Raw genomic sequence first — 24,971 nt, 5'->3', positions numbered from 1 at the left:
TGGCAACGAAGGCCGCATTTGATTAGCGATTCCAATACTCCTGGTCAAATGATTCTTTCAGGCCCCCATTCATACTTCCCATTTCTTTCCAAGGGATAAGGGCGATGGTATCGGCTATAAAATGGACTGAGCCGTCGCAGTATGCAGCATTCACTCCCCCAGAGTGCCTGCTGCGCGCAGCATAGATCTGTCGACTTCCGGCAGCGGCAGGCATCGAAGGATCGATGTTCGGGCGGTACCATCCCCCCTTGATGATATCGGGCGCAGAAGTGTTGGGGGTCAACAAGGTTTGAAAGCGGAAATTACCCTGGTCGTTTTGAATATCGCCACGCCAGTCGTTGTCCTCATTGCTCCAGGCCTTGAGAGTTTCTGACATCAGGAGCGTCTGTGAAGTTCCATCAGTGATGTGTGAAAAATCAGTCTTGCGAGGCTTTGCACCGTTGCCGCCGATATAAGAAAAGGGGGCCAGGCCCGCAGGATCAAGTGGCCATCCATAGGGAGTATTGCCCCAGTTGACCACATAGTTGCCGCGCCGCCGCTGGTATTCGCCGACGATTTGGTCGGAACCGATATCGCTTGGGCAGTAATAGAGCGAAACGTGTTTCCCCGTCAAACCATTCAGAGTATAGGGGATGGTTGCTGGAGGCAAGAAAAAGGGTGTGTCAAAATCGTTCTGCTGGTCCAAAGACATCTGTTCCGTGAACGGCCAGAGATGCATCACCCAGGTTTGCCGTGGGTTTTCCCGAGCCCCTGGTGGCAAGGTTTTCTTGGTGCCATGGTAATTGTGCATGGCAGTGGACCACTGCCTGAGCTTGTCCATGCACTCAAGTCGTCGTGCAGATTCACGAGCGGTCTGCACAGCGGGGAGCAGAAGTCCTACCAATACACCAATGATTGCAATGACAACCAGGAGTTCGACTAAGGTAAAGGCAGTTCGAGAAAGCCTATACATAGTTCACCTCGGCAAAGGGGAAAGCCGAAAAAACACCGGTTTAATGCGATCAGCCAACTCACAGAAAAGCTTTGCTGAGAGTTGCCGGGTCGATGCCTAACCCATGGCGTGGAGGGACCTCCTTCTGACACCCGCCAACGCAAGCGAAGCAATCGTGGCCAACACGAAAGCATTAGGTTCTGGTACAGCAGCTAAAGCTCCCAAAGCACCTCCACCCACGTTGAGCAGACCATTGCCCGTGAAGAACGCGCTCTTGTTGGTTGCAGTGGAAGTAAGGCTACCCCAGATGCCGTTCGATTGTTCGACGCCGTTGAAGAACAAATCGCCAATGACGTCTGTACCTGCGAAGTTTAGATCCAATACGCCACCCGCCAATCGCACTGCTGAATCATCATCCAAGAAAGCGTTGGTAATACTGAGAATTCCGGCTTCCACAGCTGTGTCTCCCGAGTAGGTGTTGCTGCCCGAGAGTACCCACTTACCTGGCCCAGTCTTATCGATTGCCACAACCCCTCCGGCGTCGGAGTCACTAATAACTGAGGCGATCGTATTATTGTTCGAGTTAGAACCAGCAAGTGTCAGAGTTCGTTCGACGGTCCCAAAGACGATATCGGTATTTTCTTTGAGAATGAATGGGAAGCTATTACTCAAGCCAATGCTTGAGCTCGTAACTCCTGTAACCTCTGTATCCGCAGGGATACAATGCGAGCCATCCGGATTGCACGGAGCCTGAGTGAACGTACCGCCAGGGGAGGGATCGCTCACGGCCATTCCAATGACGATGTCCGAGGTATCGGACACCTCAATAATAACATTCGGTTGGCCAGAAAAATCGTCCAGCGTGCCAGTCCGAGTTTCTGCATCGTCGCGACCTAGTAGTCCAGCGTTAGTGAACGCGACAGCCCCGGTTCCCGAAGAATCAATCGTTGCACCACCTGTTCCAATAGTAAACAAGCGATTGGTCGAATCACCCGTACCGACATATTTCAGCGTCGAACCTTGAATGAATAGATTCGAGGCATCGGCAGAGGCTGAACCGATACTGCTCGCAACGCCACCGTTGGCAAGGTCGTCAACGACCAGCGTGGGTGAAACCAACGTATCGTAAAAAAGGCCATCAGCTCCACCGCGAGAGTCGGCTGCCGCCTGCTGCTGAGCGGTGTCGGTATACTTCGTGATAATCGTTGTTTTACCTGAGTAAGTGTTGTCGCCTAGCAGTTCAACGGTACCACCATTACGAACTTCAAGAGAGTTCGACCCAACCAACTGAGCGTTGGGTAGTGTCAACGTTCCACTACCTCCTCCTAATCCATAAGTCGAGTTGGCAGGTGTAATCATTCCCGTATAGGTCAGTCCTGTTTCTGGAGCAGCGACTGTCATGCTCCCGGCGTTCGAGTAGGGGAAACTAGTAAAGTTCAGATTTGCAGCTGCATCACTGGGAGCAAGCATCAACCCTCCCCGACTACCGGGGCTGATCTTGTTGAAGAAGGTGGTATTGTTTGCGATGCCGGTATCGACACCAACTGCACCTCCACGACCACTGATCAATCCTGGTCCGGTGTTTAAGGAATCGTTGTCAGCATAGTGAAGGTTCCCCATTTCAATAATTGTGTCGCCAGAATGTTGGTTGTCTCCCGGGCCCACGTCGATGAGCAAAACTCCAGTACCTGTCTTATGAATCTGTCGCACCTGTCCAGAAAATAGTGGATCATCGCGGATAATCCCTGCAAACACCGTGGTGCCCGTACCATCGAATGAGAATCGGCGATCTAAAGCTTCGTCGTCTTCCCAAATGTCAAGCTGACCAGTCAGCGTAAGCGTCTTGCCTGCGTCGAGCAGGTTGATCATGCCACGACTATTGGTCTGTGTGATTGCCCCGGAGAGAGTGATCGAATTACTCCCTTTGAAGGTCTGCCATTGGGCCATCGTCATGTCGTTGGCAATGGTGCGATCTCCACCAATTGCAATGATATTGTAACCGTACTGATTGGCAGGACCTTGCTGTCTCATCGGCCCCGTTCCGAAGGCGCCATCGTTGGCGATTTCAATATTGGCGCGCCTTAGGATAGTCCCACCGCTGTAAGTGTTCGCCTGGTTCAGCCTGACAGTGCTAAGGGGCAGCTTTACACTATTGGTAGGTGCACCGATAAATAGATCACTGTCATTTGCTCCGTCGTCGATAACTGCATTGATGATGAGGGTACCTTGAGATCCGTCAGACTGATTCAGGGCGAAGTCGCCACGCATCCCGGTAAATTGGTTGTTCAGGTTGATATTGCCATTAATGGTTGTCGTAATGTTCGCAATATTGTTGAATGACGCGCTCGGGGTTCCTTCTACGGAGGTCTCTTGTTCATAGGAGAGTCCTCCCTGAATGATGAGATCCGTAGTTCCGATCACATCCACGTTCTCGGCTACCAACCGTACTGGGGCAGAAATCCGGTTGACAGAGCCAGCAAGCCCTCCTGAGTTGAGTATGGACCTGCCACCCTCGATGCCTGTAGCACTGAGACCATAATTGTCCTGCCAGATACCCAGATCAATGCCATTAACCGCCAAATCGCCATTTGCATCGCCCGTTGCGTTCGTTGGCACAGGGTTCGTAATGCCGTAACCTCGTTGCCAGTTTAAGAAGTCACCTCCGTCGACATGACTGTTCTTGTTGAAGTCGGCGTTCCCCAGTGGTTGCGAAAAATCGTTTTGCAGCCGCAGTATTGCACCACTACTGATAATATCCGTGGTCCTTGCGCCCGTGGTACTACCAAAATAGACTCCAGCTGCGGTGACATTGTTCCCTGTGGAGCCTAAGTTGAGTGTCAAGTTACCAGCCAGGGGTACGGCTAGATTGGCGACTTGCTGCGGACCGTTGGGGAAATTGGCCATGTCCCAGTTGCCATTTTGTTGCCAGTTCTGAGCCCCCGTCGAGCCATTCCACGAAAACTCAGTGAGCTGCGAAAAGGCAGGTGAACTCCCAAAGTGAATCAGTAAGCCAAGAGAGACTATCGACACGGTTTTCTTAATACTGGACATCTTCTCTACTCCGTAAATAGACTATACGCGCTCTAGAGCAGCGTTTGCTGCAGGAACAATTGAGCGAACAAGAAAATGGGATGGCACATAAAATCTCTGGCCAAACACCTTGAGGTTGTAAGTTCGGTCTCTTGCCGAACGAAGATCCTCGTAGGATCTCGAGTAACCTCGAGATCGCTGCCCCTTGATTTGCTTTGGCAATAAATTTGCGAAAATCGCAGATTTCATTACAACGCTAGAGACCTCCCCCCTCGTGGGAATTCACGAAGGGGGGGCCAAGAAACTAAAACTAATCTCTACTGCGAACTATCAGCTTCGTTTTCGGAAACCGACCAAAGCCAAGCTCGCAATGCCCAACAAAGCAAAGCTGGCTGGTTCTGGTATGGTAATCAATGCCGGGGCAAATGCGTTTGCCTTGGAACCGCTGTAAGGGCTAGCCGGATCATTGTTCAACATAGTTTGCTCTTTAGGATTAAAGAGGTAGTTGAAGTTAATCCAATTACCATTGGGACTGTCAGCAGGGTGCGAAACGCCCATGACAACCGTGACAGTTTGATGAGCGGTTCCCTGAGCAATGGCAATTGCTTGGTGCAAAGCACTATTGGGCGGTAGGGAAACTAAATCGAAAGGCGAGCCAACGAGCAAATGTCCACTCGGTTGGAGACCGGCACTATCAAAGGAGTTGCTACCGAGATAGGTTAATCCTGCAGTTGGCGTTCCGGGGGTACCAGTGGGTTTGGTTGAAAAATTACCATCAAAGGCATAGCCAGGTGCTGCTACAGTGCCCGCCATAGCGTTAGTCAGTGGAGCAATCGTTGTTTCATCCCAGTCTGCACCTGCCAGCGTAGGGTCGAGGACGAAATAATCGAAGCCAGCATTCGCTCCATTTTGTACATTGGGGATCTCAATTCGCCCAGCGGTGATATTGGTGTTTCGGATCGTTGTCCTAACCTTAATATTGCCAGCCAATTCTGCAGGAGTAATGTTACCCACGCCGAACTTGAGATAGATCACACTATTGCGTCCGTTTGTTCCCGGGGCAATACGCGATGCAATTTCAGTACCAGTACCACGAGCAGTTGTTGGTGTCGATTCACGCAACTCTGCATCTGCACCACCTGGATCATAGGTGAAGATGCGACCAGCTTGGGCATCGACTGCCAGCAAGCTCATGACGGCAAGCGCCGCGCAAAGAGAAACAGATTTTCGGAAACTCATTAGAACTTCTCCTCAATAGGTGAAAAAGGCCGCTGACCTACCCGTCAGCACAAATAAAAAAGAGATCAACAATTCAACAAAAGTTAGTGACTAGAAAAACCGGTGTTGGCCGGCATACTGCCGCCGTTTGTCGATTAAGGAATAACTGAAGTACGGAACGAAAAGTCAGCTGCCTCTCCTACGATCAGCAAGGGGCCGCTTCCCCCACGTCTAAATTCCTCAACCGACATCATTCATTCTATTTGCCCAATCATTTCGGTAAACATGCGCTTTTTGCAATTTAGTTCTTATTTAACGCAGTGCATTGCGTGGATTGGGCTAATCCTTGCATTCTGTCGGTGCTAACTTGCATGCTTACAAGTCGAATTCACATAGCCAAGAGACAAGCGAAAGTCATGTTTCACTGGGTATTATCATATAGAACAGCATTTAAGGCAAATGAATTTGCAAGATTTCGGAGATATCTTTGTTTAGCTATTGGCTGAAGGCATTCTGCCCACTTACTAGTTTTTAGTTACCCGGCGGTATTCGCGTGGACTCATGCCAAAGTCCTGCTGGAAGGTCATCGCAAGTTGCTTTGCCGAGGAGAAACCGCTGCTTTGAGCAATCTTGTAGATTTTTGTTTTTGGCTCTTCGACCAACAGTCGTTTCGCTCGTGCCAACCTTTGTCGGCGCAGATACTGATACGGGGTTTCACCCAGAGCATCACGAAACGCATATTCCAACCACCGCCGCGAGACACTTGCCTGCCGAGTGATGTCATCAATCGAAAACAAGGGTTCATGCAAATGTTCATGTAGGTACTCAAGTGAATCGCGAAGTCGTGCGTCGGAGACTGCGAAGGTCCTCGTCGAATCCCTCTCGACGATTTCCAATGGTGGGATGGGAAGCAGTTCGTCAGGGACTTCTACGCCCTGCATGAGTTGGTCGAGAAGTTCTGCAGAACGATAGCCTTGGAGGAAATTATTTCTCGCCACACTGGTCAGCGTGGGACGAACGTGTCCACAGACCAAGTCTTCGTTGCCGGTGCCGACGATAGCCACTTCTTCAGGAACTCGGAGTCCCGAATTGTTACATGCATCAAGTGCCTGTCTCGCGCGATAATCGGAGACAGCAAACAATCCGAGCGGTTTGGGCAACGCCTCGAGCCACTGAGCAAGTTCATGATTATGCGACATCCAATCGCTCGCCTCATGGGCATAGGTTGGAGGTGACAGGAACTCATCCGAACTGAAATCGGCGGTTTCTAGCTTGTCATTGAAGCCTTGTTGTCTTTGCCGAGAATACTCAACATCTGCTAGGCCATAGTATGCAAAGGAACGAAAGCCTTTGCTGATCAAGTGGTCGGCGGCAAGCACGCCCATGGCGGCATTGTCGATAATACAACTGGGGACGGGCAGATCGGGCAAGGCGCTGGAAATATTGACAATCGGTACCTTCGAGGCCTTCGCACAAGCGGCTTCCTCTTCGGTATTGATCGCCGCGAGGATGCCGTCGCCTGGCCAGCTCACCAGATCAAGGACGCTTATCACATGGGACTCAAGGGCCGTGATGTAGCACCAGTTCAGCTCTTTCTCGTTGACGTAACTGAGCACCCCTTCGATCAAGAGTTCCAGGTGCCCGCCACGGGGAAATGCCAAGGCAATATCTTGGGGTTGAGTCATCGGTCATTCGCCACTTAAAACGCTTTGAGTTTGATTTATTCTGTTTGAAGAGATAAGATATCCACAGAGATTGCGTCATTTGGTGTCTTTATTGCAAAAACCGACACTGGGATGCAATGTTCTAGTCTTGTACGATGATTGAAAGGCGGGTGCAAGAGCCTTCTCACTTTTTGTTTTCTCTTTTCATGGGAGAGTATTCACATGGGCATGTCTATGCGTCGTACCTCAATCCGGACACTCCGAGGTTTCACTTTGGTGGAGCTGTTGGTAGTGATTGCAATCATCGGTGTCTTGGTGGCCTTGTTGTTGCCCGCGATTCAAGCAGCCCGCGAGGCAGCTCGCAACGCCCAATGCAAAAACAGTCTTCGGCAGATCGCCATCGGTATGTTGAACTACGAGAGTACTCACAAAGAGTTCCCCGCGGGTGGTTGGGGTTTCCGGTGGATGGGAGTTCCTGATCGAGGTGTCGGCCCAAGTCAGCCGGGCGGTTGGATCTACCAGGTTGCCCCTCTCCTGGAGCAAGGTAATGTGAACTTGCTTGGCGCTGGTCTCACTGGGACTGCCTTGAAAGCTGCACTTGCCCAACAACGATCTGTCGTAGTCCCTCTATTCAATTGCGCAAGCAGGAGGGCTGCGAAGCCACTTCCTGCAGTAGAGTTGTCATTCAATGCTGATATGCCTGAAGTAGATGCTAAAACCGATTACGCTGCTTCTGGCGGGCCAGCTAGTGTAGCTACTGAGCCTGGACCGGCGCCTAGTCCTGAATTCAATGACTGCAGAAATAAGTATCCCGCTTGTGATTGGAAAACTGATGACGCTTCAATCAATAATACTTTTAGAGGTATTGTGACTTTGCGGACGGGCGCGAGGATGAGGGAGATCACTGATGGGACGGCGAATACGATCATGGCAGGTGAGAAATTCGCGCATCCTCGCCATTACGAAGAGGTTGTCGTAGGCAATGAAAACCCAACAGGGAGCGATAACCCCGGCGATAACAACTCCATGTGGGAAGGCTACGATTGGGACACGGTCCGGTTTCCCAGTGGGAGTGCTATGCCAACCCGAGATAATGATGTTGAGCTGGGGCATAAATTGATGGGGAGCGCCCACCCTGCGACGGTGAATGTTGCTTACGTGGACGGATCGGTCCATGCTATAGCATACGATATTGATGAGGAGACGTGGGGAAACTTGTCCGCACGAGACGACGGCAAGGTCAATTGATCTCGATTCGTTGACTGGATAACTCGTAACATTATTCGTTGGATTGGATCTATACTTCTTGCGCATTGGATTACCCCCTTGTCAGCTCTAATTTGTAATCGACAATTAGTGGTGATTACTTTGTTGGCACCATTGCTTTCTTGTGGTGGGTCGGGAGCAAGTAATAAGCCTGGCATCGATCCTGGGATAGCTTCGGCGAAAGCCTTTGAGTTGCTCGACAAGAACTCGGACGGTTTGCTGAATGACGCTGAATTGCAAGGTGCACCGGGACTGGCTGAGGGAAAGTCACGAGCGGACACGAATGGTGACGGTCAAGTGAGCCAAGAAGAGCTGGCAAGTCGCATCAAGAGTTGGAACGATTCAATTTTAAGGCTAGTGGGTCCGGAATTGGAAGTGCAATTCAATGGGCGGCTCGTACCGGGCGCCACTATTATTATTGAGCCTGAATCATTCTTATCTGAATGGATTGAACCAAAGACAGTAAGCACAAACGAGCATGGGAAATGTACTCCTCAGATCTCTCGTGAACTCCCCGGCATGAATATGGGTTATTACCGTATCAAAGTTTCCAAAGAAGTTGGTGGCAAGGAAAGAATCCCCAAAAAGTACAACGAGCAAACACAGGTCGGCGTTGAATTTTGCCCGGACCGGCCTAGCGAGGAATACCAGCTCATCGAAATCCATCTTGGGAAGAAGAGCCGTCGTCGTTGAGAATTGCTAATTCAATTGCCACCCTTTTCTCGTATGTATTGAAGAGTAGGTGACCTCTCCTTCCATAATCTGGCTAACGTAACTCTTGCAGATCATCGCCCTCGGTGCCATCGCTAGTCTGGATCTCCATTCGGTCCAATTGGGGATCGCATTGTTCAAAGGTAACACTCTTTGTCTTGTTGCCGCTGGCTGTTACCACCAGGCGTGATCGGGCAGTTTCAAAGTTCACTCGCTTGAAGTGGACGCCGTTTGCGTCAAGCAGCAGAATCTCCGGCTCAGCCGCGTGAAACTGTGAATCTTGAATCTCGACATCTTCCACATCGGCGAGATGGATCAGTCCGTTGCTGCGGATGTCGCATTGATCCAGGGTGATGTCGGAGGCAGGACTCTCGGGGATCCCCTTGACTTTGAGTGCGTCTCCTTTGCACTCACCCTGGAAGCGGCGCAGCGTAATATTGCGATAATAGGGAGTTAGGTCTGTAATAGGCCGTATCGGCAGGCGGTTGGCAAGTTCGCCCACATACATGGTTGCTCCCAGCATGTCGAAGAAGATCGCATGGTTGTAGGCAGAGAAGGCGATTCGCTCGGCCAGGAAGTTTTCTCCTCCTCCACCTCGAGGTCGGCGTGTTTTGAAATAAACCGCATGGCGGACATTCTCGAAGAGGCAATCGTGAACATGGATATTGCGTATTCCCCCTGCAGTTTCGCTCCCGCAAGTGATTCCGCCAAACCCACCGAGGGCGTGATTGTGTCGGAATACGACGTTCTCTACCGCGCGTCCCGTACGTAGGCCATCCAAGTTTCGACCCGATTTCAGGGCGAAGCAATCATCACCCGTAGTGACACGACAGTATTCAACCAGCACGTCGCGACTTGATTCGATATTCACACCATCGCCGTTCACGACACTACGGCTATCAATGGTTACACCACGGACTATCACTCGCTCACAGTAAATCGGCACAATGTTCCACATCGGACCATTTCGAAGCGTGACACCCTCAATCAAGACATCCTGGCATTCGATTAGATTGATGAAATAGGGTCGAAAGTAGTGTCGTCCCTCACGACCGTCAAGAATTCGCTCTGCGACTCTCAGGTGTGGGTCTACCACTTTGTCAGAGAGCCCTGGGCGTGCTTCACGTACTGGCCCTGTTTTTGGCCCCACAAGAATGCCTATCCCCGTAACTGCGATGTTCTTCTCTTGATGGGCATAGATCAGGCCTCCAAGCCCCATGATCTCTACTCCTTCGTAACGAGAGAAAACCACAGGGAGGTAGTCTTCAATGCGGCCAGAAAAATGAAGCTCCGCCCCTTCGGCCAAATGCAATTCGACGCCTGACTTCAATTGGATCCTTCCGGTGAGCCACCGCCCCGTGGGAACAACCACGGTGCCGCCTCCCGCTTGCGAGACTTGGTCGATGCATTTCTGGATGATCTTAGTGACGGGCTCGTTCAAGCCAGGATGGGCGCCTTCATGACGGATGTCGACTGAGTGGTTTGGAAAACTTGGTCGGGCAGGCTGAGTCATTTCAAACGGCGGATCAAGCGTGGCGACCTCAGCCAACATGGCTTGCGGCCCTACAGTATCGAGTGTTGGCATTGGAAATTCTGCCGCATAGGCTTGCGACATAGTGAACAAACAGGAGGTCAACAAAACTAGATAAGTCCGACTCACGATCAAATGCACTTTCTGTGAAATCAGCAATGCCCGCTCTTGCGGACAGTACCCGTTTGTTTGCAAGATTGCCTACTAGAATTCCACCAGCAACTCAGATGATACTACACAATGCTCGTTGATGAATCTCATGGATGCGACAATCCCCAGCAGACTTCTTCTTGTGTTGTGGGGATTGGCAATTGAGTAAGAATCTCACTTCTGTGATACATTAGACTACTGAGTACTTTCGAACAATTCACTTTCAGCCAACCTATCAGAATCTCCAATGGTTGATAAATCAGTGAGGTACCACCGGCTGGATCGCTGTTGCTGGACTGGTCGTCAGCTTTCTCTGGCTGGTGAAATAGCCAACCTCAGCTAATTTACAGGTGACTAAGGAGAGTGCTTGCACTGAGATAGCAAGTGCTGTGTATCGAGCCTATCTATATGCAATATTCGTTTGAGGAATATAACTATCCTGCGAATCCAATTGCATGCTCCGCAAGTAGAGTAAGAACTTCTTCTTCCGCTGGATCTTGATCTGAATCTTGGGTTCCGAATATCGAAAGGGCTTCGTCGTGAGCAGACTGTTCACTCCCAGCAACTTGTCCAGGAAGTTCGATTGCAGAGTCAACAAATAGAAGCTCGATAGTCTCATCTGCGAAAATGGCGTCCTTGTCAGCTGAGTTACTCGTTCCTGAGGAATAATACAAACCAGTCACGCCAGTTAGTTGTGAACTAGCCGTTATAGGTTGCAGCTGCGATGTCTCGCTTTCAGCGACCAAGCTACTGGTCGTAGTCAAGGCAACAGGAACCGTCGAACCATACTGAGCCTGCCAGATGGTAAGATCTGTACCGTTAACTTGGCTGTCTCCATTGGCGTCGCCAGTGGAGTTGCTTACTCCAGAGGTTCTTCCAATGTTTCGCTGCCAAACTAAGAAATCTGATCCAGAAACTGAAGTGTCGTCGTCGAAGTCTGCATCTTCGACAGTGTTGCCGTCCACGCCTGGGGAACCACCATTTTGGGCACTGGCTTGCCAGTTGCTGGCTACCTCAAAAGGATCCCCAGGTGCGCCGTCGAGTGGGTTCTCGCCCGCATTGAGTGGACCGACGTACTCCAAGGACCGTCCCCCGCCGTCGGGCGTGGTCGGCCAACCTGCCAGGCCATCGTCGCTATAGGCGAAGGATTGGATCACGACGCCAAAAGAATCCTTCAGGGTTACGGTCTCGCCGCTATTACTCAAACTACCAGAGAATGGGCTCGCCTCGACATTGGTTACCAGAGGATACTGGCTCTGGAAAGCGGCCACGTCCTGGGCAACGACAATTCGCTCACCGGCCGCCAGGGTACCTCCTGCAAACGTGTATCCGCCAGAAGAAAAGTCAGCGAGCTGAACTCCAGTGAGATCAATGATTGAGGCACCGGTATTCAGTAACTCGATGTATTCCAGATCGCCGGCGGTGGCAGGATTGTACATGAGTTCGACAATCCGTAGTGTCAACGGCTCATCTTTGTTGAAGGTCTTATTGACCTCGGCACTCCAATCATTTGCCGTACCCGACTGGGACGTGTCACGTACACGTGCTCTCACCTGTGTCGAATCCGTCAAGCTGACTGTACCCGAGTAAACCAAGGCGGAAGCGCTGATACCCCCACCTGCCGTGCGAGGGTCTGTTCCATCCAAGGTGTAGTAAATCGTGCCACCGCCGTTGGGGTTGGTCATCGTGAGATTGAACGGCGTCGTAACAGTGCCGCCGAATTGATTGAAATCTGGCGATTCCAAATTTACTAGCCAATCGGTCTTGCCAACGCCCGATCCGCTGGTGTTGTTGAAGATGTCGATCATCTCGTCAGTGCGGCTTTGATAGGAACCATTGGCAAAGAAGAAGTGATCGCTCGTGTATTGCACATTGGTAGCCCAAGTGTCTCCGTCTTTGTCTGGGCTTCGGTTGTCTCCCCATCGCGCCGCCTCACCATTAATGGCGTCGGAGAGTTCGTCCACCCGAGCTTGCCAAACACTCTGTGCGCGGGCAGGTGTCAACACGCCATCGTTTTGCATGAGTTCTTCGACGCGATCAGAGAATCGCAAACGATATTCCTGGCTGCTCATCAACATGTGATGAATGCCGGTCGGACCGTATTGGTGTTCACCAAAATCTCCAGCGACCTGCAAGGTGTGATCGTAGTCTTGATTGCGACTGTCACCAGCGCCCGCGTTTTGATTATTTGGAAACGCGTGTTCTTGGTCCCAGGAGTGGAAATGCCATTGTCCGCTGGGAGCGACGCTGTCAAATGAGGCAAACCAATTGTTCTCTCCCCAATCATAGTTGCCTGCATAATACAACACGACCATATAATCGATGAACGAGTCAATGTCGAGAATGTTTTCGACTTGTTGATACTCGGCAAGGTTCGACATGTTGCCTCCAACGGTATTCAACAGATCGCGGTACGCATTTTCTGCAGTTAAACCGCCGTCGACTTGGAGAAACTTTTCGTGAGTCCCGCCATGGCTCATGTTGATGCCATCAAAGCCCTTGACCACCAGATAATCGTCTTTATCTCCACCATAGTATTCCTCGGCAAAGGAATCGTCCGGGCGTTCGTGGGCATTGTAGATTCCCCAGTACATCCCATTGATATAAAGATGCACCCATCGGCCATGCGGGGCTTCACTCCCCGCGAGGTTGGAGAGATCGGCAACCACCTGATCATGAATGATGGTGGCATACCGACTCTGAACGGACGTATTGGCGTGCGTAAACGAGTAATTATGCTGGGCATCGAGAATCAAGGTGTCGAACGCCGTGGCTGCATTCTGTCCATCGACGGCTGAATTGCCGAACAACGTTTCCGATTGCAATCGCGTATCGTAGGGTTGTTTGAATTTCACCTGGAAAGACAGCTTGTCTTCATTCCAGCGGTTGGCGCTCGAATGGCCCTGGATTTCGACGACTGCATCGATCTGAAATTCTTCAGTCAGTCCCTCGGTGAAATACTCGAGAGACGCAAATCGCTCATCACTGCGATCCCGCCAACCATCGGTCTGTGTATATATGCCGTGGCCATCGCTGCTTGTTCCGTTGCCAAACAACTCTTCCCAGTCCATGACAAGAGACATTGTCGGAATGGATTTCAGATCTTCCTTGAGGTTATCCGCACCAACGGCAGAAACTATGCTCTGATCGATTTCCCAGTCGGGATCACTGGAATGTCCCCAATCGCTAAATGTGGGTAGTCCGCTGCCATCCTGGTTCAAAACTTCGTCCAGGAAAATATACGACTGCGTGTCGACATTCGTTGCGAAGTAGCCTGTCTTGAATGCGGCTGCACGCACCATGACAACACCCGCATCGGAGTGGCTCAAAGTTGCCGGATCGATTGTGATCGGAGTTGTATAAGTTATACCGTTGGTTAGGGTGGGTCTTGTACCATCCGTTGTGTAGCGAATCGTAGTCCCAGGTTCTAACGTGGAAATCGTCAGCGGAAATGGTGCATCGTAAAAGCCACGATCGTGTGAGAAATTGGTGTCTTCGACGATGCCGAGATAACCAGCTCCATTCTCCAAGCCCGGCGTGGGTGTGACCATAAACGTGTCGGCGATAGCACCGTTCGCTCTTTCAGCAGTTAATTCGGCATGAACTAGAAAATCTCCTGAATCACTGGTGTGGTTGGCTGCATAGATAGCCAACACATTGTTGCCTTCCTCGATCGTATCGAGCCACGCAGTGAGATCGATCTCACTTGGCGAACCCGTGATCGTCGAATTGCTTATGTTTTGACGAGAATTCAACTCCCAGTCATTTCCGATTTTCAAGTCGGTCGTGACCCGCTCGCGTTGTACTTCCCTGCCATTGAGAAACAGGATGTAGCCGTTGTCGACACGCAGGTCCAAATTCATCGAAGCAAGTTCTGCCTTGTTCGCTACCGAAAATGGCATACGGACATAAGCACTAATTTCTCCACCCAAAGAGACAGTGCTGTCCTGCCATGGACTGCCATAACCAAACCCGAGGCCGTTAGTCGTGTTCGACCAACCGTCTCCACCAGTCGCCACGTAGTCAATCTCGGTCCAGTGATCGTCAATACTCGCGTTCGGTCCGGTAAACCGCCTGAATTGGGCCGGTGACCCATCGCCAGTTGAGGAGGTTCCACCTCCGAGCAATGTCTCTGTTGTGGTTGAGCCCACTCCGACACCTAACCCATAAGATATGTCAGCAAACTGTTGGGGGTAGAAGTTGTACTGATCTTCGATGGTCGAGCCGTTCGACTGCACCAAAGCCAGAAATCCGGGCTCCTGAGAGAGCTGAAAGTTCGTATGAATTTCGCCCCCAACAAGTCCAACCTCGCCGTTAGAACCCGAAGCATAAACTAACAGGATTTCACCCGGATCAAGCGTGGTAAGTGCACCGGCAGAGGGGATCTGGAACTTGGTAAGGTCTCCAGAATCATCGGTCAGATACCATCCGGCGATATTTTCAGCAACCACGCCCGTGTTCTTTAGTTCAATCCAATCGTGACGATGACCTGCGTTGTCCCTATGGCCATCTTCGTTATCGGAGAGAAACTCGTTAATCACAACGGTCAAAGCAAGACGCTCTTCCAACTGTTCGAATCTAAGTGAATTCGATGAGCCACCTCGGACGGTCGACTTCCTTGATCTCGAACTTCGGGAGATACCAGGTAACCAGGTCTTTAGGGATTTGCCTTTGGTCTGTCGATTGTAATTCATTCGATTGAGCACTCTCAAGGTGTAGATCGGTTGCAAGATTTAGTAAGAGAAAGGAGACCGTCCCGACGGGACGGCATTCGAGAAGAACTGTTCCTTAATACCTTCTTTATAATCGTGAATTGCTCGATTCTCACTAGGAAATGGCGGCAGGAAAGCCGGTTTGCGTTAATTGGTCTTTAGCTTGCAAGATGCTTCTTTTCCAAACGTTCAAGGGTCGAACGTAATGAATTCTCGTTCTTGCCAGTCCGGTCATTTGTGGCCGTCCGAAAAAAAGTAAACGTGCATAGAATGTGATTAGATGTGATAATATTTATTATGTACTGTGTGCTTCATCTCCTTTATAAGCATTGGCATCTCGACGTTTCTTTTCTACTGGCATTCCACAAGGGATTTCGTGATTAAATTTTTTTCATTTATGCGAAGCATTATTGTGGTATTGCAATTGTGTCTTTGCCTGCTCGCTGTGGAGACATCGTTTGCTGCGGTTTCTCACGTCATACACATTAGTATTGATGGACTACGCGGTGACTTGCTCGAATCCTACATCAACTCTTCGCCACAAGACTTTCCAAATTTCAAGCGATTTGTCGACGAGGGAGCCACAACGTTCAATGGTCGAACTGACTACTCCAACACGGAAACGCTACCGAACCATACTTCAATGTTGACCGGCCGCCCGGTGGAGCAGCCTGATGGGGTGCCGAACACAACTCATCATGGATATCTGGATAACGGATCACTTTCTCCAACTTCAACGCTGCATAATTCGGGGAATCCAAACCTTTCTTATATTTCCAGCACGTTCGACATCGTTCACGACAACGGACTATCCACGGCTCTTTATGCGTCGAAAGATAAGTTTGCCATCTACGCACAGAGCTACACTGCTTCCACTGGGGCTCCTGACACAACAGGCGCGGACAATGGCCGTGACAAGATCGACATCCACCTCATCACACCTAATTTCATATCCATGCACAATAGTTTTCTGAGCGATATGGCAACGGTTGGAATCAATTATTCTTTTCTTCACTATCTGCTTCCCGATGGGGTTGGGCATAGCGCGGGCTGGGATTCAGAGTCCTGGAACAACTCCGTGAAAACGATGGATACTTATATGGGAGATATGTTTGACCTGATCGAGACCAATGCCAGCCTCATTGACGACACAATCATTGTTCTCACTGCTGATCATGGTGGAACGGGTACGGGGCATGGAACTGCCACGGATCCCGCAAACTACACGATCCCCGTACTTGTTTGGGGAGCAGGAGTGGCACCGGGGGCAGATCTCTATTCATTGAATCCACTTTCCCGACTCGATCCTGGAGCAAATCGACCGAGCTATACCGCAAGTGCTCAGCCCATTCGCAACGGGGACACCGGCAACTTGGCGCTCCACCTTTTGGGCCTGGGGCCTGTAGCAGGTTCGACAATCAACGCCAACCAAGACTTAGTCGTAGCTTCCGACTTTGAAGCAGATTTCGACGCGAATCAATCTGTCGACTCGCATGACCTCACCATCTGGCAGGCTGGATACAGTATTGCTGGTGGAGCCAAAGTTAACATCGGGGATGCGAATTCGGATGGCAACGTGGACGGCAGTGATTTTCTCGTGTGGCAGCGTCAGTATGGATCGAGTCTGGTGGATACGCTTACTCCGGTACCAGAACCAAGCAGCATGATCTTAATGCTGCTGGGCGTCATCTGCTTCCAACAGCAAACAAAGCGTGCAGGTATCCAGCATTGGCTGCGAATCTGAACTTGCCTCGTAGTCAGTTCAACATCTTGCCAACTCTCTCACGGCCCTTGAGAGACTTCGGTTGTCCCTGACTAGAGACTCAACTCCTCTTCCGATCGCGGAGTAGTGCACCACAACAGGTGACGAGAGCAAGTAATGTCAGCGAAGACGGTTCTGGCACGGCTGACGAATTGGCTGCGAGTGGCGCGGCTAAGCCATAGTTAGTCTGCCAATCGGCGAGATTACCAACACTAGAATCGCGTTGCCAGACGAGGAAATCATTTCCATCAACGTCTCCATCCTGGTCAAAGTCTCCGGAGAGGCCTCCAGCAACGACTTCCAGAAAAAGTGTTGATCCCCCTGGGTTGAGTTGCCAGCCAAGACCCAGGCCGGATATATCTGGCAGATTAAGGGCACTGAAGTTGCTGTTGAATCCCCCGTTGGCAAACAGAAAGCCGAAACTCTCGCCAAGTGTCGGGGTAAAACTATCCGTCAAGGTCACATCGAGCGTTCCCATCAAGTCCGCAAATCCATCGACTTCGATACGGTCGAAGGTAATTCCCGGATTAGTGCCACCAATTTCAATAGCGAGTGAACCACTGTTTATAGTCAGATTACCCATCACATGGGTCAAGCCAGGGCTCGCGCCAGGAGAGATGGTGCCACCACTGTTTACCAGATCAAAGCCCACGGTCTCGGCGCTCAGCGTCCCACCTGTGAAATTGAAAGATCCGCCGGCACCTCGGAGCAGGGTCTTGGTCGTGAGCTTGCCGCCGGAGAGATTGAGTTCGGCAGTCGCGGCTGGATTGTCACCAATCACGGTGATGCCGTCGCTCATGCCATGCGAAGCATCTTGGACTTTTATCCAACCATCTGTGATGTTCAGCGTCGCGTTGTCGCCAGGATTCGTCGCCAGTAGCAAGTTTCCTGCATGCTGACCGACCGAGTCGACCGCCACGACGCCGTTGTCGATAACAGCCGTGTCATACTTAGAGGGTTGCCAAGGATGGACGGAGCCGACATCAGGATTTGCATCCCAATTGAGAATGTGGGCAAAACGTCCGTCGGAATTTGCATTATTGAACACGATCGCATTCGGTGCTGGCCATGCAGCGATTTCGTTAAGGTATTCCTCTAGATTTGTGTATCCATCGTTGTCGAAGTCCCCCGTGTCGTCGCGGGCATTCGGATCGAGTCCATGCTGCAACTCCCAGTAGGTCGGCATTCCGTCTCCCACGCCATAGCCAACACTGGCCTCGGAATCCCAATCCGTAGCGCGATTAGCTTGAGGCGTGTTCTTTAGCGCCCGCCACTCCACGCCTTCGTTCGGATCGTTGTTCCAAGGATCATCCGCCCAGGCCACGATCTTGCCGGTACCTGTGCGGGTCTCGTCAATGATCCGTTCATCTGGTGTGTCGATCACGTCGTCGCGTGTCCACCAATTGGCTCCCACATAGTCGAGCACACGATCGAAAGCATCACGAGCGTTGTCGGTCGTTCCAGCATAAGTTGACGTGCCACCAGACCAAAGAGGATTGGAGGCGCCACCCGATACAACCGTCCCGTCATCAGGATCGTCATCTCTGTTTGTGTCGAGCAGATTGCCTTCGCGGTAGACCCTACTACTGCCACCCGTAACGCTGGTGCCACCGTTAGTTGTCGTAATGCCAGTGTTCGAGCCACCGATTGGATTATCGCCACCGTGGCCGGCGAGGTAGAAGTTGCCGATTAGGTTTGCATTCGTTGGGCTCCTGATGGACCCGGCGGTTCCCATCCAGTTGTAGAAGACGTTATTGCGGAAGTCATAGTAAGCAGCATCGCCCTGGGTCTGAGGCATCCGCGATTTTTGGTGTGCATAGAGGTTGTGGTGAAAACTAATAGCGGCCCCCGTACCGGCTTCCAATAGGGAGCCAAGAGCGTGCCCTGTGAAACCACCCCCTTCGGCATCCCACTGAGGGTAATTCTGTCCTTGGGAGATGTTGCTGTATTGGACTGTGATATTATTGGCAACTTCGTTCATCGAGATCGTTTCGTCGGTAGCATAGAGCGTGCTGACGTGATCGATCATCAGATTCGTTCCAGAAATATCCAACGAGTCGTATACCGTTGAATCGGGAAAAATCCCAGGGCCCAGGCTGCTGGGATTTGGCACAGGCTGCTCGGGAAATGGATCTCCCGGTTTCCACCAATTCCGCATACCATAACCTGAGGCCACCGTGATATTGCGGATGATGTTGCTGTTTCCCTGTGGCTTAAGTCCGCCCCCCATGAAGATGACTCCCGCCCCTGGAGCCGTTTGTCCGACGAGCGTAATATTGGTACCACCGATGGTGAGTCGAGATTGCGCGTCCCAGCCATTTCCGTTGGCGTCCCATTCGGGAAAACTTGGAAGGAACCCTCGTCCGAGATCGAATACCCCGCCAACATCGAAGACGATCGTACGAGGCCCAGCAGGAAAATTACTATTATTTAATCCATAGCGAATAGTACCGAAATCGTTTTTCTCAGAATCATCGAGCGCCGAATTCAACTTCGTGACGTGATACACGATTCCACCACGCCCACCCGTAGAGTACGCAGCTGCTCCATCAGCACCTGGGAAAGCGGGCAACTGGGCCATTGCCTGGGAGGAATTGGATAGAAGAAGGAACGAACTAACTTGCAGGGATAGGAATAGTAATCCAAAGTATTTGAGACAATTCTGAGATAGTATGGTTAATGTCATTTAATGGCGGAATTCTCAATTGGTGGGTTCTGGATGGGACTAGCTGCCACTGAAATGGAACTCGAGATGAGGCCAAGAAGATTCGCTGACAGCAAAAGAATATAGTGCGACCGGCAATCAAAAGGCACTTAACAAATCAATCATAGTCATAAGAGGGTAAGCGATATAGCAGACAGAATTGCAATTGACCGCCAAATATACGCAGTTTTATGAACCTCGTATCGATCAGGGTTTCGGAATGCTTCTTGGACAGTCCTATTCCAGTAAAGTTGAACGTTGCCCTACTTTCCATGGTGATTTTTGCAATTCTTCTTGTCCGAACGAGAGGGATGACCGTTTGGAGGTCGGACCACCCAACAATTGCATTGCAATTTGCCGGAGTGTTTTTGCAAGAAACGCTCGCTGAATGCACGAAGAAAAAGCGGTAGTTTGTACTTGAGTGTTAAATCAGTAGTTTGGCACAAACCATTCCTATTCCAGCCCCTCATTGTTTCGGCTTGTCTGTGGGTACATGATCCCGCTTAAAGGTAAATCTTATGAAGTTCATCCTGTGCTTATGCAGAGTAGTGTCCATCTCAGCATTATTATCGATTGGAACAACTGCTTGCGCGGTCGCCCCGTTACGAATAGATTTGGGCATGGACACGGGTCGCAGCGATACGGCGACTCCAGGATGGGTAGAATGGCAAGTCCCCAATGGCACAGAAGCATCGAAGACTTTCGAAGGAATTCAAGTCAGGCTACGTCCTGCGGGTGGGGGGAAAGCGATCGAAGGCCAATGGTATAAAGCTGCTCTGGCGACCGGGGCAACAATGGCGACCGACGGGGTAGCTGTCCAGAGCAATGAAGGGCCTGCATCCATCGAACTCGAAATAGATGGTTTGAAACCGGGACGCCATTCGCTCGTCACCTACCACAACACAGTTTCAGATTCTGCGGCCGGATCCTATTCCATTTCTATTAATAGCAACCCGGCGGTTGAAGGTGTGACGCCGACATCGCGAGTCCCTGTTAATGAAGATGCGGAGAGCGCGTATCTGGAATTCGATACCAAACTAGGTCAGCCCGTAATAGTTAGTGTCTCCGCCGATTCTGGAGACAGGAACCATGTCATTATCAATGGAATCGAAATCGACGGTTCCGACCCCAAGCACAAGGCACGCGTACCAGCACCCGAAAATGGTGATTCACACGCTGACGGCGATAGCGGGCAGCTTCACCTGACTTGGAATCCGGCCGCATCATCCAAGAAACACTTGGTATATGTGACTTCTGATGAAGATGCCGACCGAGCAGAAAAGAAGATTGCCAATGCAGTGGAAGAGTCTGAGTTGATGCTCGGTAGCACCACGGACAGCAGCTTTGACCTCAAAGTCGACCCCAACGCCAGTCAACTCTTTTACTGCTGGCGAGTAGATTCGGTTGATGGTGCCGGCAAAGTGACTCGCGGCGATGTTTGGAAGTTCCGTGTTCGCCACCTCGCATTTCCTGGAGCAGAGGGCTATGGTCGCTTTGCGATCGGCGGACGTGGTGGCCGTGTGATTAAGGTCACCAATCTTGACGATAGCGGGCCGGGAAGCCTGCGTGCAGCAGTCGAAGCAAAAGGACCTCGGACCGTAGTTTTTGACGTCGGTGGCCGCATAGTTCTTCAAGATCGGCTTATTATTCGTGACCCCTACCTTACGCTGGCTGGTCAAACCGCTCCTGGCAAAGGGATTTGTATCTCGAACTACAACCTGGGATTGTTGGGAGCCCATGATTGCATCCTACGATTCTTAAGGGTTCGGCCCGGCGATACGTCGGGTAAAACCTTGGACGGCATGGGGATGGCGAGTTGCGACAACAGCATCGTGGATCATTGCTCCATCAGTTGGACGCAGGACGAAGCCTTCAGTTCCCGAGGAGCCAAGGATATTACCCTGCAGCGTACTCTAATATCAGAGGCATTGAATGTCGCGGGACACAAGAAATACAAAGAAGGAACCCAGCATGGCTATGCGGCCAGCATCGGCGGCGACATCGGCAGTTTTCATCACAATCTGTTAGCCCACTGTGCAGGACGCAACTGGAGCCTGGCGGGAGGGCTCGACAAGGCAACCAGGCATGCCGGTAGGCTCGATATCCGCAACAACGTCGTTTACAACTGGAGTCACCGCACGACCGATGGTGGAGCCCGCGAGGTCAACTTCGTCAATAACTACTATAAGCCTGGCGCATCGACTAAGGTTTTCCACGTGCTAATGGCCGAGCGCGAGGCCGTGCCGAGCTTCGGTCCCCAAAAGTACTATGTCGATGGCAATGTGATGGAAGGTCGCTTTGATGCCAGTCAAAAGCTCTCTGGCGTGTTCGAAAGACATGGCGAGCCGCATGAAAACTGGATTGTCGAAGAGCCTTTCTTCAAGTCCTATGTGTCAACGACCACCGCTGAAGACGCTTTTGAAGACGTCTTGGCAGACGTAGGATGTAATCGCCCCGTCCTCGACGATCACGACAAGCGCGTGATCGAAGAGACTCGTTCGGGGACGACGACATACGAAGGAAGTGTCACAGGGTATCCAGGTCTGCCTGATTCTCAAGAAGATGTCGGAGGTTGGGAAGAATATCCCGAAACCCATCGCCCTGCCGATTGGGACACCGATGGCGACGGAATGCCAAAATGGTGGGAAAAACGCCAGGGGCTCAATCCCAATTCGGCACCCAACGATTTCTCGGAATCAAATGATGACGCGAATGGCGATGGTTACACCAATATCGAAGAGTACCACCAGTGGATGGCTACCAACGGCTATAGCGAATAATGAATTTTTTTTATCCTCTTAGAGTGGCACTGATCTCATTGCTGACGGTCGCTTGTTTCCTGCACTGTACTGCATCGGCAGTTGCTGCAACCGATGAGCCAGAAGCAGACCAACAGGAAGACGTTTACCTGTTTACTACATTTCGTGGGAACGGTGAGGATGGTTTACGCTTCGCTTACAGTTTTGACGGGCTGCAGTGGGCCAATGTCCCTGGCAGGTTTTTGAAACCACTCGTGGGCGACAGCAAACTGATGCGGGATCCGAGCCTGTTGCGTGGCCCTGATGGTACTTTCCATCTTGTGTGGACCACCGGCTGGAAAGGGGACCAAGGGTTTGGGCACTCGAGTTCCGCCGACCTTGTCCATTGGTCACCACAACAATTCGTGCCCGTCATGCAGCATGAACCCACCACGGTCAATGTGTGGGCACCCGAGTTATTTTACGACGATGTCCAAATGCAATATATCATCTGCTGGGCATCAACCATTCCCGGGCGTTTTCCCGACTACCAGGAAGACCACGACAACAACCACCGGATGTACTACACCACAACCAAGGATTTTAAGACTTTCACTCCCTCCAAGTTGTTCCTTGATCCCGATTTCAGCGTCATCGACTGTAGAATCGTGAAACGCGACCATGATTACGTGCTCGTCCTCAAAGACAATACTCGACCAGAGAGGAATCTACGAGTGGCGTTTGGCGAGACGCCACTCGGCCCCTGGGAAAACATTTCTCCACCGTTTACGCGCAAGTTTACAGAGGGACCTACAGTCCTCAATTTGGAAGATGAGTGGCTCATCTATTATGATGCCTATCAGGATTACTCTTATGGGGCAGTAAAAACTCGCGATTTCAAATCATTTACCAATATTGATTCAGAGGTGGCGTTCCCCGAGGGGCACAAACATGGGACCGCACTCAAAATCACACGCAAGGAACTCGCTTATTTGATTCGTGTGGGAAGCGAGCAGATCCGCGACGTGAGATTACCAGTAGAACCAGCCCTTCCCCAGACGGACATCGATAAGCGCCTTGCTGCCATCGATCAGGTTGCCAAAAAGGGGCCTTTCCAACCGAACTGGGATTCACTCAAAGGCTTCCAGACTCCCGAATGGCTCCGCGACGGGAAATTTGGCATTTTTATCCATTGGGGGCCGTACTCAGTTCCTGCTTTTGGCAGCGAATGGTATCCCCGCAACATGTACTCCAAGGGAACACCCGAATACGACCATCATCTCAAGGAGTTTGGCCCCCATGCGGAGTTTGGCTACAAAGATTTTATCCCATTATTCAAAGCCGAGAAGTTCGATCCAGCTGCGTGGGCAGATTTGTTTCACGAGGCGGGAGTAAAGTATGTGATCCCCGTGGCTGAGCATCACGATGGTTTTCCGATGTACGACTGTGAGTTCACTGAGTGGTCCGCTGCCAAGAAAGGCCCTCAGCGGGACATTCTTGGTGAGCTTGCCCCTGCCCTTCGCGAGCGGGAAATCGTCTTTGGTGCTTCATCCCACCGTGCCGAACACTGGTGGTTTTTTGATCAAGGAATGCTGATCGATTCTGACGTGTTGGACCCACGAAACAGTAGCCTCTATGGTCCCGCTAACAACAAGCGCGTAGCCGAGACCCACGCCGAGATGCCGGACAAGCAGTTTCTCGACGATTGGCTGCTGCGTACTTGTGAAATCGTTGACAAGTATCAACCCGAGGTCATTTACTTCGATTGGTGGATTTGCCAGCCTGTCTTTCAGCCCTACTTGCAGCGGTTTGCCGCTTATTACTACAACCGCGGCGCCGAGTGGGGCAAACAAGTGACCATTGATTACAAGCAATGGGAAGGCCAGTCATTTCCCGAGGGAACCGGCGTGTTCGACATCGAGCGGGGCTTGGCTCCAGGTATCCGGCCGGATTTCTGGCAAACCGATACGTCGGTCTCCAAGAACTCATGGGGATACGTCTCAAACCATGAGTACAAAGATGTAGACAGTATCATCGACGATCTGATCGACGTCGTGAGCAAAAATGGCGCACTGCTTCTCAACATTGGCCCGAAAGCAGACGGCACGATTCCTGAGCCTGAGCAGCGGATGCTTCGCACAATCGGTGCTTGGCTCAAAGTGAACGGCGAAGCAATCTACAGCACGCGCCCCTGGAAAATGTTCGGCGAGGGCCCTACGCTGGCGGTAGGAGGATCGTTTGCGGATACTAAACGTCAGCCATTTACCGGCGAAGATTTTCGCTTCACCACCAAGGGAGACACCTTATATGCTATCGCGCTTGCCCCGCCCGAGAACGAAAAGCTACTGGTCAAATCACTCTCCACGACGACAGGTAACATCGAGTCGGTATCGGTCTTGGGTTCTGATGATTCCTTAGAATGGAGTCAGTCGGACAAAGGTTTGGCAGTCGATCTCCCCCCTGAGAGAATATCAGAGTTTGCCATTACTTTAAAAATCACCGGGCTCAAGCTTAATCAGCCCGCTGGTTCACCAGAGTGACCTCAATTAGATCA

The 24,971-nt window shown here is 51.3% G+C and carries 12 protein-coding genes; 5 read left to right on the top strand and 7 right to left on the bottom strand.

Going from position 1 to position 24,971, the window contains the following annotated elements; translation table 11 throughout:
• Positions 1-22 precede the first annotated feature (22 nt).
• From Pr1d_RS14795 to Pr1d_RS14780, 4 genes are all read right to left on the bottom strand, one after another.
• Positions 23-952, bottom strand: coding sequence for a DUF1559 domain-containing protein (locus tag Pr1d_RS14795; RefSeq protein ID WP_148076403.1), 930 nt, complete (start codon positions 950-952; stop codon positions 23-25).
• Between the two features lie 96 nt (positions 953-1,048).
• Entirely contained in the window at positions 1,049-3,982 is a 2,934-nt protein-coding gene (locus tag Pr1d_RS14790) for a beta strand repeat-containing protein (RefSeq protein ID WP_148074247.1), read from the bottom strand.
• Positions 3,983-4,291: 309 nt separating this feature from the next.
• Positions 4,292-5,200, bottom strand: coding sequence for a PEP-CTERM sorting domain-containing protein (locus Pr1d_RS14785; protein WP_148074246.1), 909 nt, complete (start codon positions 5,198-5,200; stop codon positions 4,292-4,294).
• Positions 5,201-5,703: 503 nt separating this feature from the next.
• Positions 5,704-6,864 (bottom strand): AraC family transcriptional regulator, encoded by a 1,161-nt coding sequence (locus tag Pr1d_RS14780; protein ID WP_148074245.1) that lies wholly within the window; start codon positions 6,862-6,864, stop codon positions 5,704-5,706.
• A 201-nt stretch (positions 6,865-7,065) separates the two neighbouring features.
• Between Pr1d_RS14780 and Pr1d_RS14775 the strand changes: the two genes are divergently transcribed.
• Together Pr1d_RS14775 and Pr1d_RS14770 are read left to right on the top strand one after the other, a co-directional pair.
• The gene (locus Pr1d_RS14775; protein ID WP_148074244.1) at positions 7,066-8,091 is read left to right on the top strand and encodes a DUF1559 domain-containing protein; all 1,026 of its coding nucleotides are present in this window, start codon (positions 7,066-7,068) and stop codon (positions 8,089-8,091) included.
• Positions 8,092-8,169: 78 nt separating this feature from the next.
• Entirely contained in the window at positions 8,170-8,802 is a 633-nt protein-coding gene (locus Pr1d_RS14770; protein WP_148074243.1) for an EF-hand domain-containing protein, read from the top strand.
• Between the two features lie 73 nt (positions 8,803-8,875).
• On the opposite strand, the gene Pr1d_RS14765 is transcribed toward Pr1d_RS14770, so the two are convergent.
• Together Pr1d_RS14765 and Pr1d_RS14760 are read right to left on the bottom strand one after the other, a co-directional pair.
• Positions 8,876-10,405 (bottom strand): glycoside hydrolase family 28 protein, encoded by a 1,530-nt coding sequence (locus tag Pr1d_RS14765; RefSeq protein ID WP_168205245.1) that lies wholly within the window; start codon positions 10,403-10,405, stop codon positions 8,876-8,878.
• 530 nt (positions 10,406-10,935) lie between these two features.
• Positions 10,936-15,042 carry a CotH kinase family protein gene (locus Pr1d_RS14760; RefSeq protein ID WP_238476725.1) on the bottom strand — a complete coding sequence of 1,369 codons (4,107 nt, stop codon included), beginning with the start codon at positions 15,040-15,042 and terminating at the stop codon, positions 10,936-10,938.
• A 568-nt stretch (positions 15,043-15,610) separates the two neighbouring features.
• On the opposite strand from Pr1d_RS14760, the gene Pr1d_RS14755 reads away from it, so the two are divergent.
• Entirely contained in the window at positions 15,611-16,957 is a 1,347-nt protein-coding gene (locus Pr1d_RS14755) for an alkaline phosphatase family protein (protein WP_168205499.1), read from the top strand.
• A gap of 79 nt (positions 16,958-17,036) precedes the next feature.
• Here the strand turns inward: Pr1d_RS14755 and Pr1d_RS14750 are convergent, their stop codons facing one another.
• A complete protein-coding gene (locus tag Pr1d_RS14750) occupies positions 17,037-19,661 on the bottom strand; it encodes a hypothetical protein (protein ID WP_168205244.1) in 2,625 nt (874 codons plus the stop codon).
• 638 nt (positions 19,662-20,299) lie between these two features.
• Between Pr1d_RS14750 and Pr1d_RS14745 the strand changes: the two genes are divergently transcribed.
• Positions 20,300-22,459, top strand: coding sequence for a pectate lyase family protein (locus tag Pr1d_RS14745; protein ID WP_148074238.1), 2,160 nt, complete (start codon positions 20,300-20,302; stop codon positions 22,457-22,459).
• Positions 22,459-24,957 carry an alpha-L-fucosidase gene (locus tag Pr1d_RS14740; RefSeq protein ID WP_210417718.1) on the top strand — a complete coding sequence of 833 codons (2,499 nt, stop codon included), beginning with the start codon at positions 22,459-22,461 and terminating at the stop codon, positions 24,955-24,957. Before Pr1d_RS14745 ends, Pr1d_RS14740 begins: the two co-directional genes overlap by 1 nt.
• Positions 24,958-24,971: the final 14 nt, after the last annotated feature.

The organism is Bythopirellula goksoeyrii (assembly GCF_008065115.1).
Lineage (GTDB): Bacteria > Planctomycetota > Planctomycetia > Pirellulales > Lacipirellulaceae > Bythopirellula > Bythopirellula goksoeyrii.
This window is presented reverse-complemented; position numbering and strand designations above follow the sequence as displayed.

Bases quoted from the DNA above. Each gene is read 5' to 3' on its own strand.
- Pr1d_RS14795 (WP_148076403.1), bottom strand. From the start codon at position 952: ATGTATAGGCTTTCTCGAACTGCCTTTACCTTAGTCGAACTCCTGGTT.
- Pr1d_RS14790 (WP_148074247.1), bottom strand. From the start codon at position 3,982: ATGTCCAGTATTAAGAAAACCGTGTCGATAGTCTCTCTTGGCTTACTG.
- Pr1d_RS14785 (WP_148074246.1), bottom strand. From the start codon at position 5,200: ATGAGTTTCCGAAAATCTGTTTCTCTTTGCGCGGCGCTTGCCGTCATG.
- Pr1d_RS14780 (WP_148074245.1), bottom strand. From the start codon at position 6,864: ATGACTCAACCCCAAGATATTGCCTTGGCATTTCCCCGTGGCGGGCAC.
- Pr1d_RS14775 (WP_148074244.1), top strand. From the start codon at position 7,066: ATGGGCATGTCTATGCGTCGTACCTCAATCCGGACACTCCGAGGTTTC.
- Pr1d_RS14765 (WP_168205245.1), bottom strand. From the start codon at position 10,405: ATGCCAACACTCGATACTGTAGGGCCGCAAGCCATGTTGGCTGAGGTC.
- Pr1d_RS14755 (WP_168205499.1), top strand. From the start codon at position 15,611: ATGCGAAGCATTATTGTGGTATTGCAATTGTGTCTTTGCCTGCTCGCT.
- Pr1d_RS14750 (WP_168205244.1), bottom strand. From the start codon at position 19,661: ATGACATTAACCATACTATCTCAGAATTGTCTCAAATACTTTGGATTA.
- Pr1d_RS14745 (WP_148074238.1), top strand. From the start codon at position 20,300: ATGGACACGGGTCGCAGCGATACGGCGACTCCAGGATGGGTAGAATGG.
- Pr1d_RS14740 (WP_210417718.1), top strand. From the start codon at position 22,459: ATGAATTTTTTTTATCCTCTTAGAGTGGCACTGATCTCATTGCTGACG.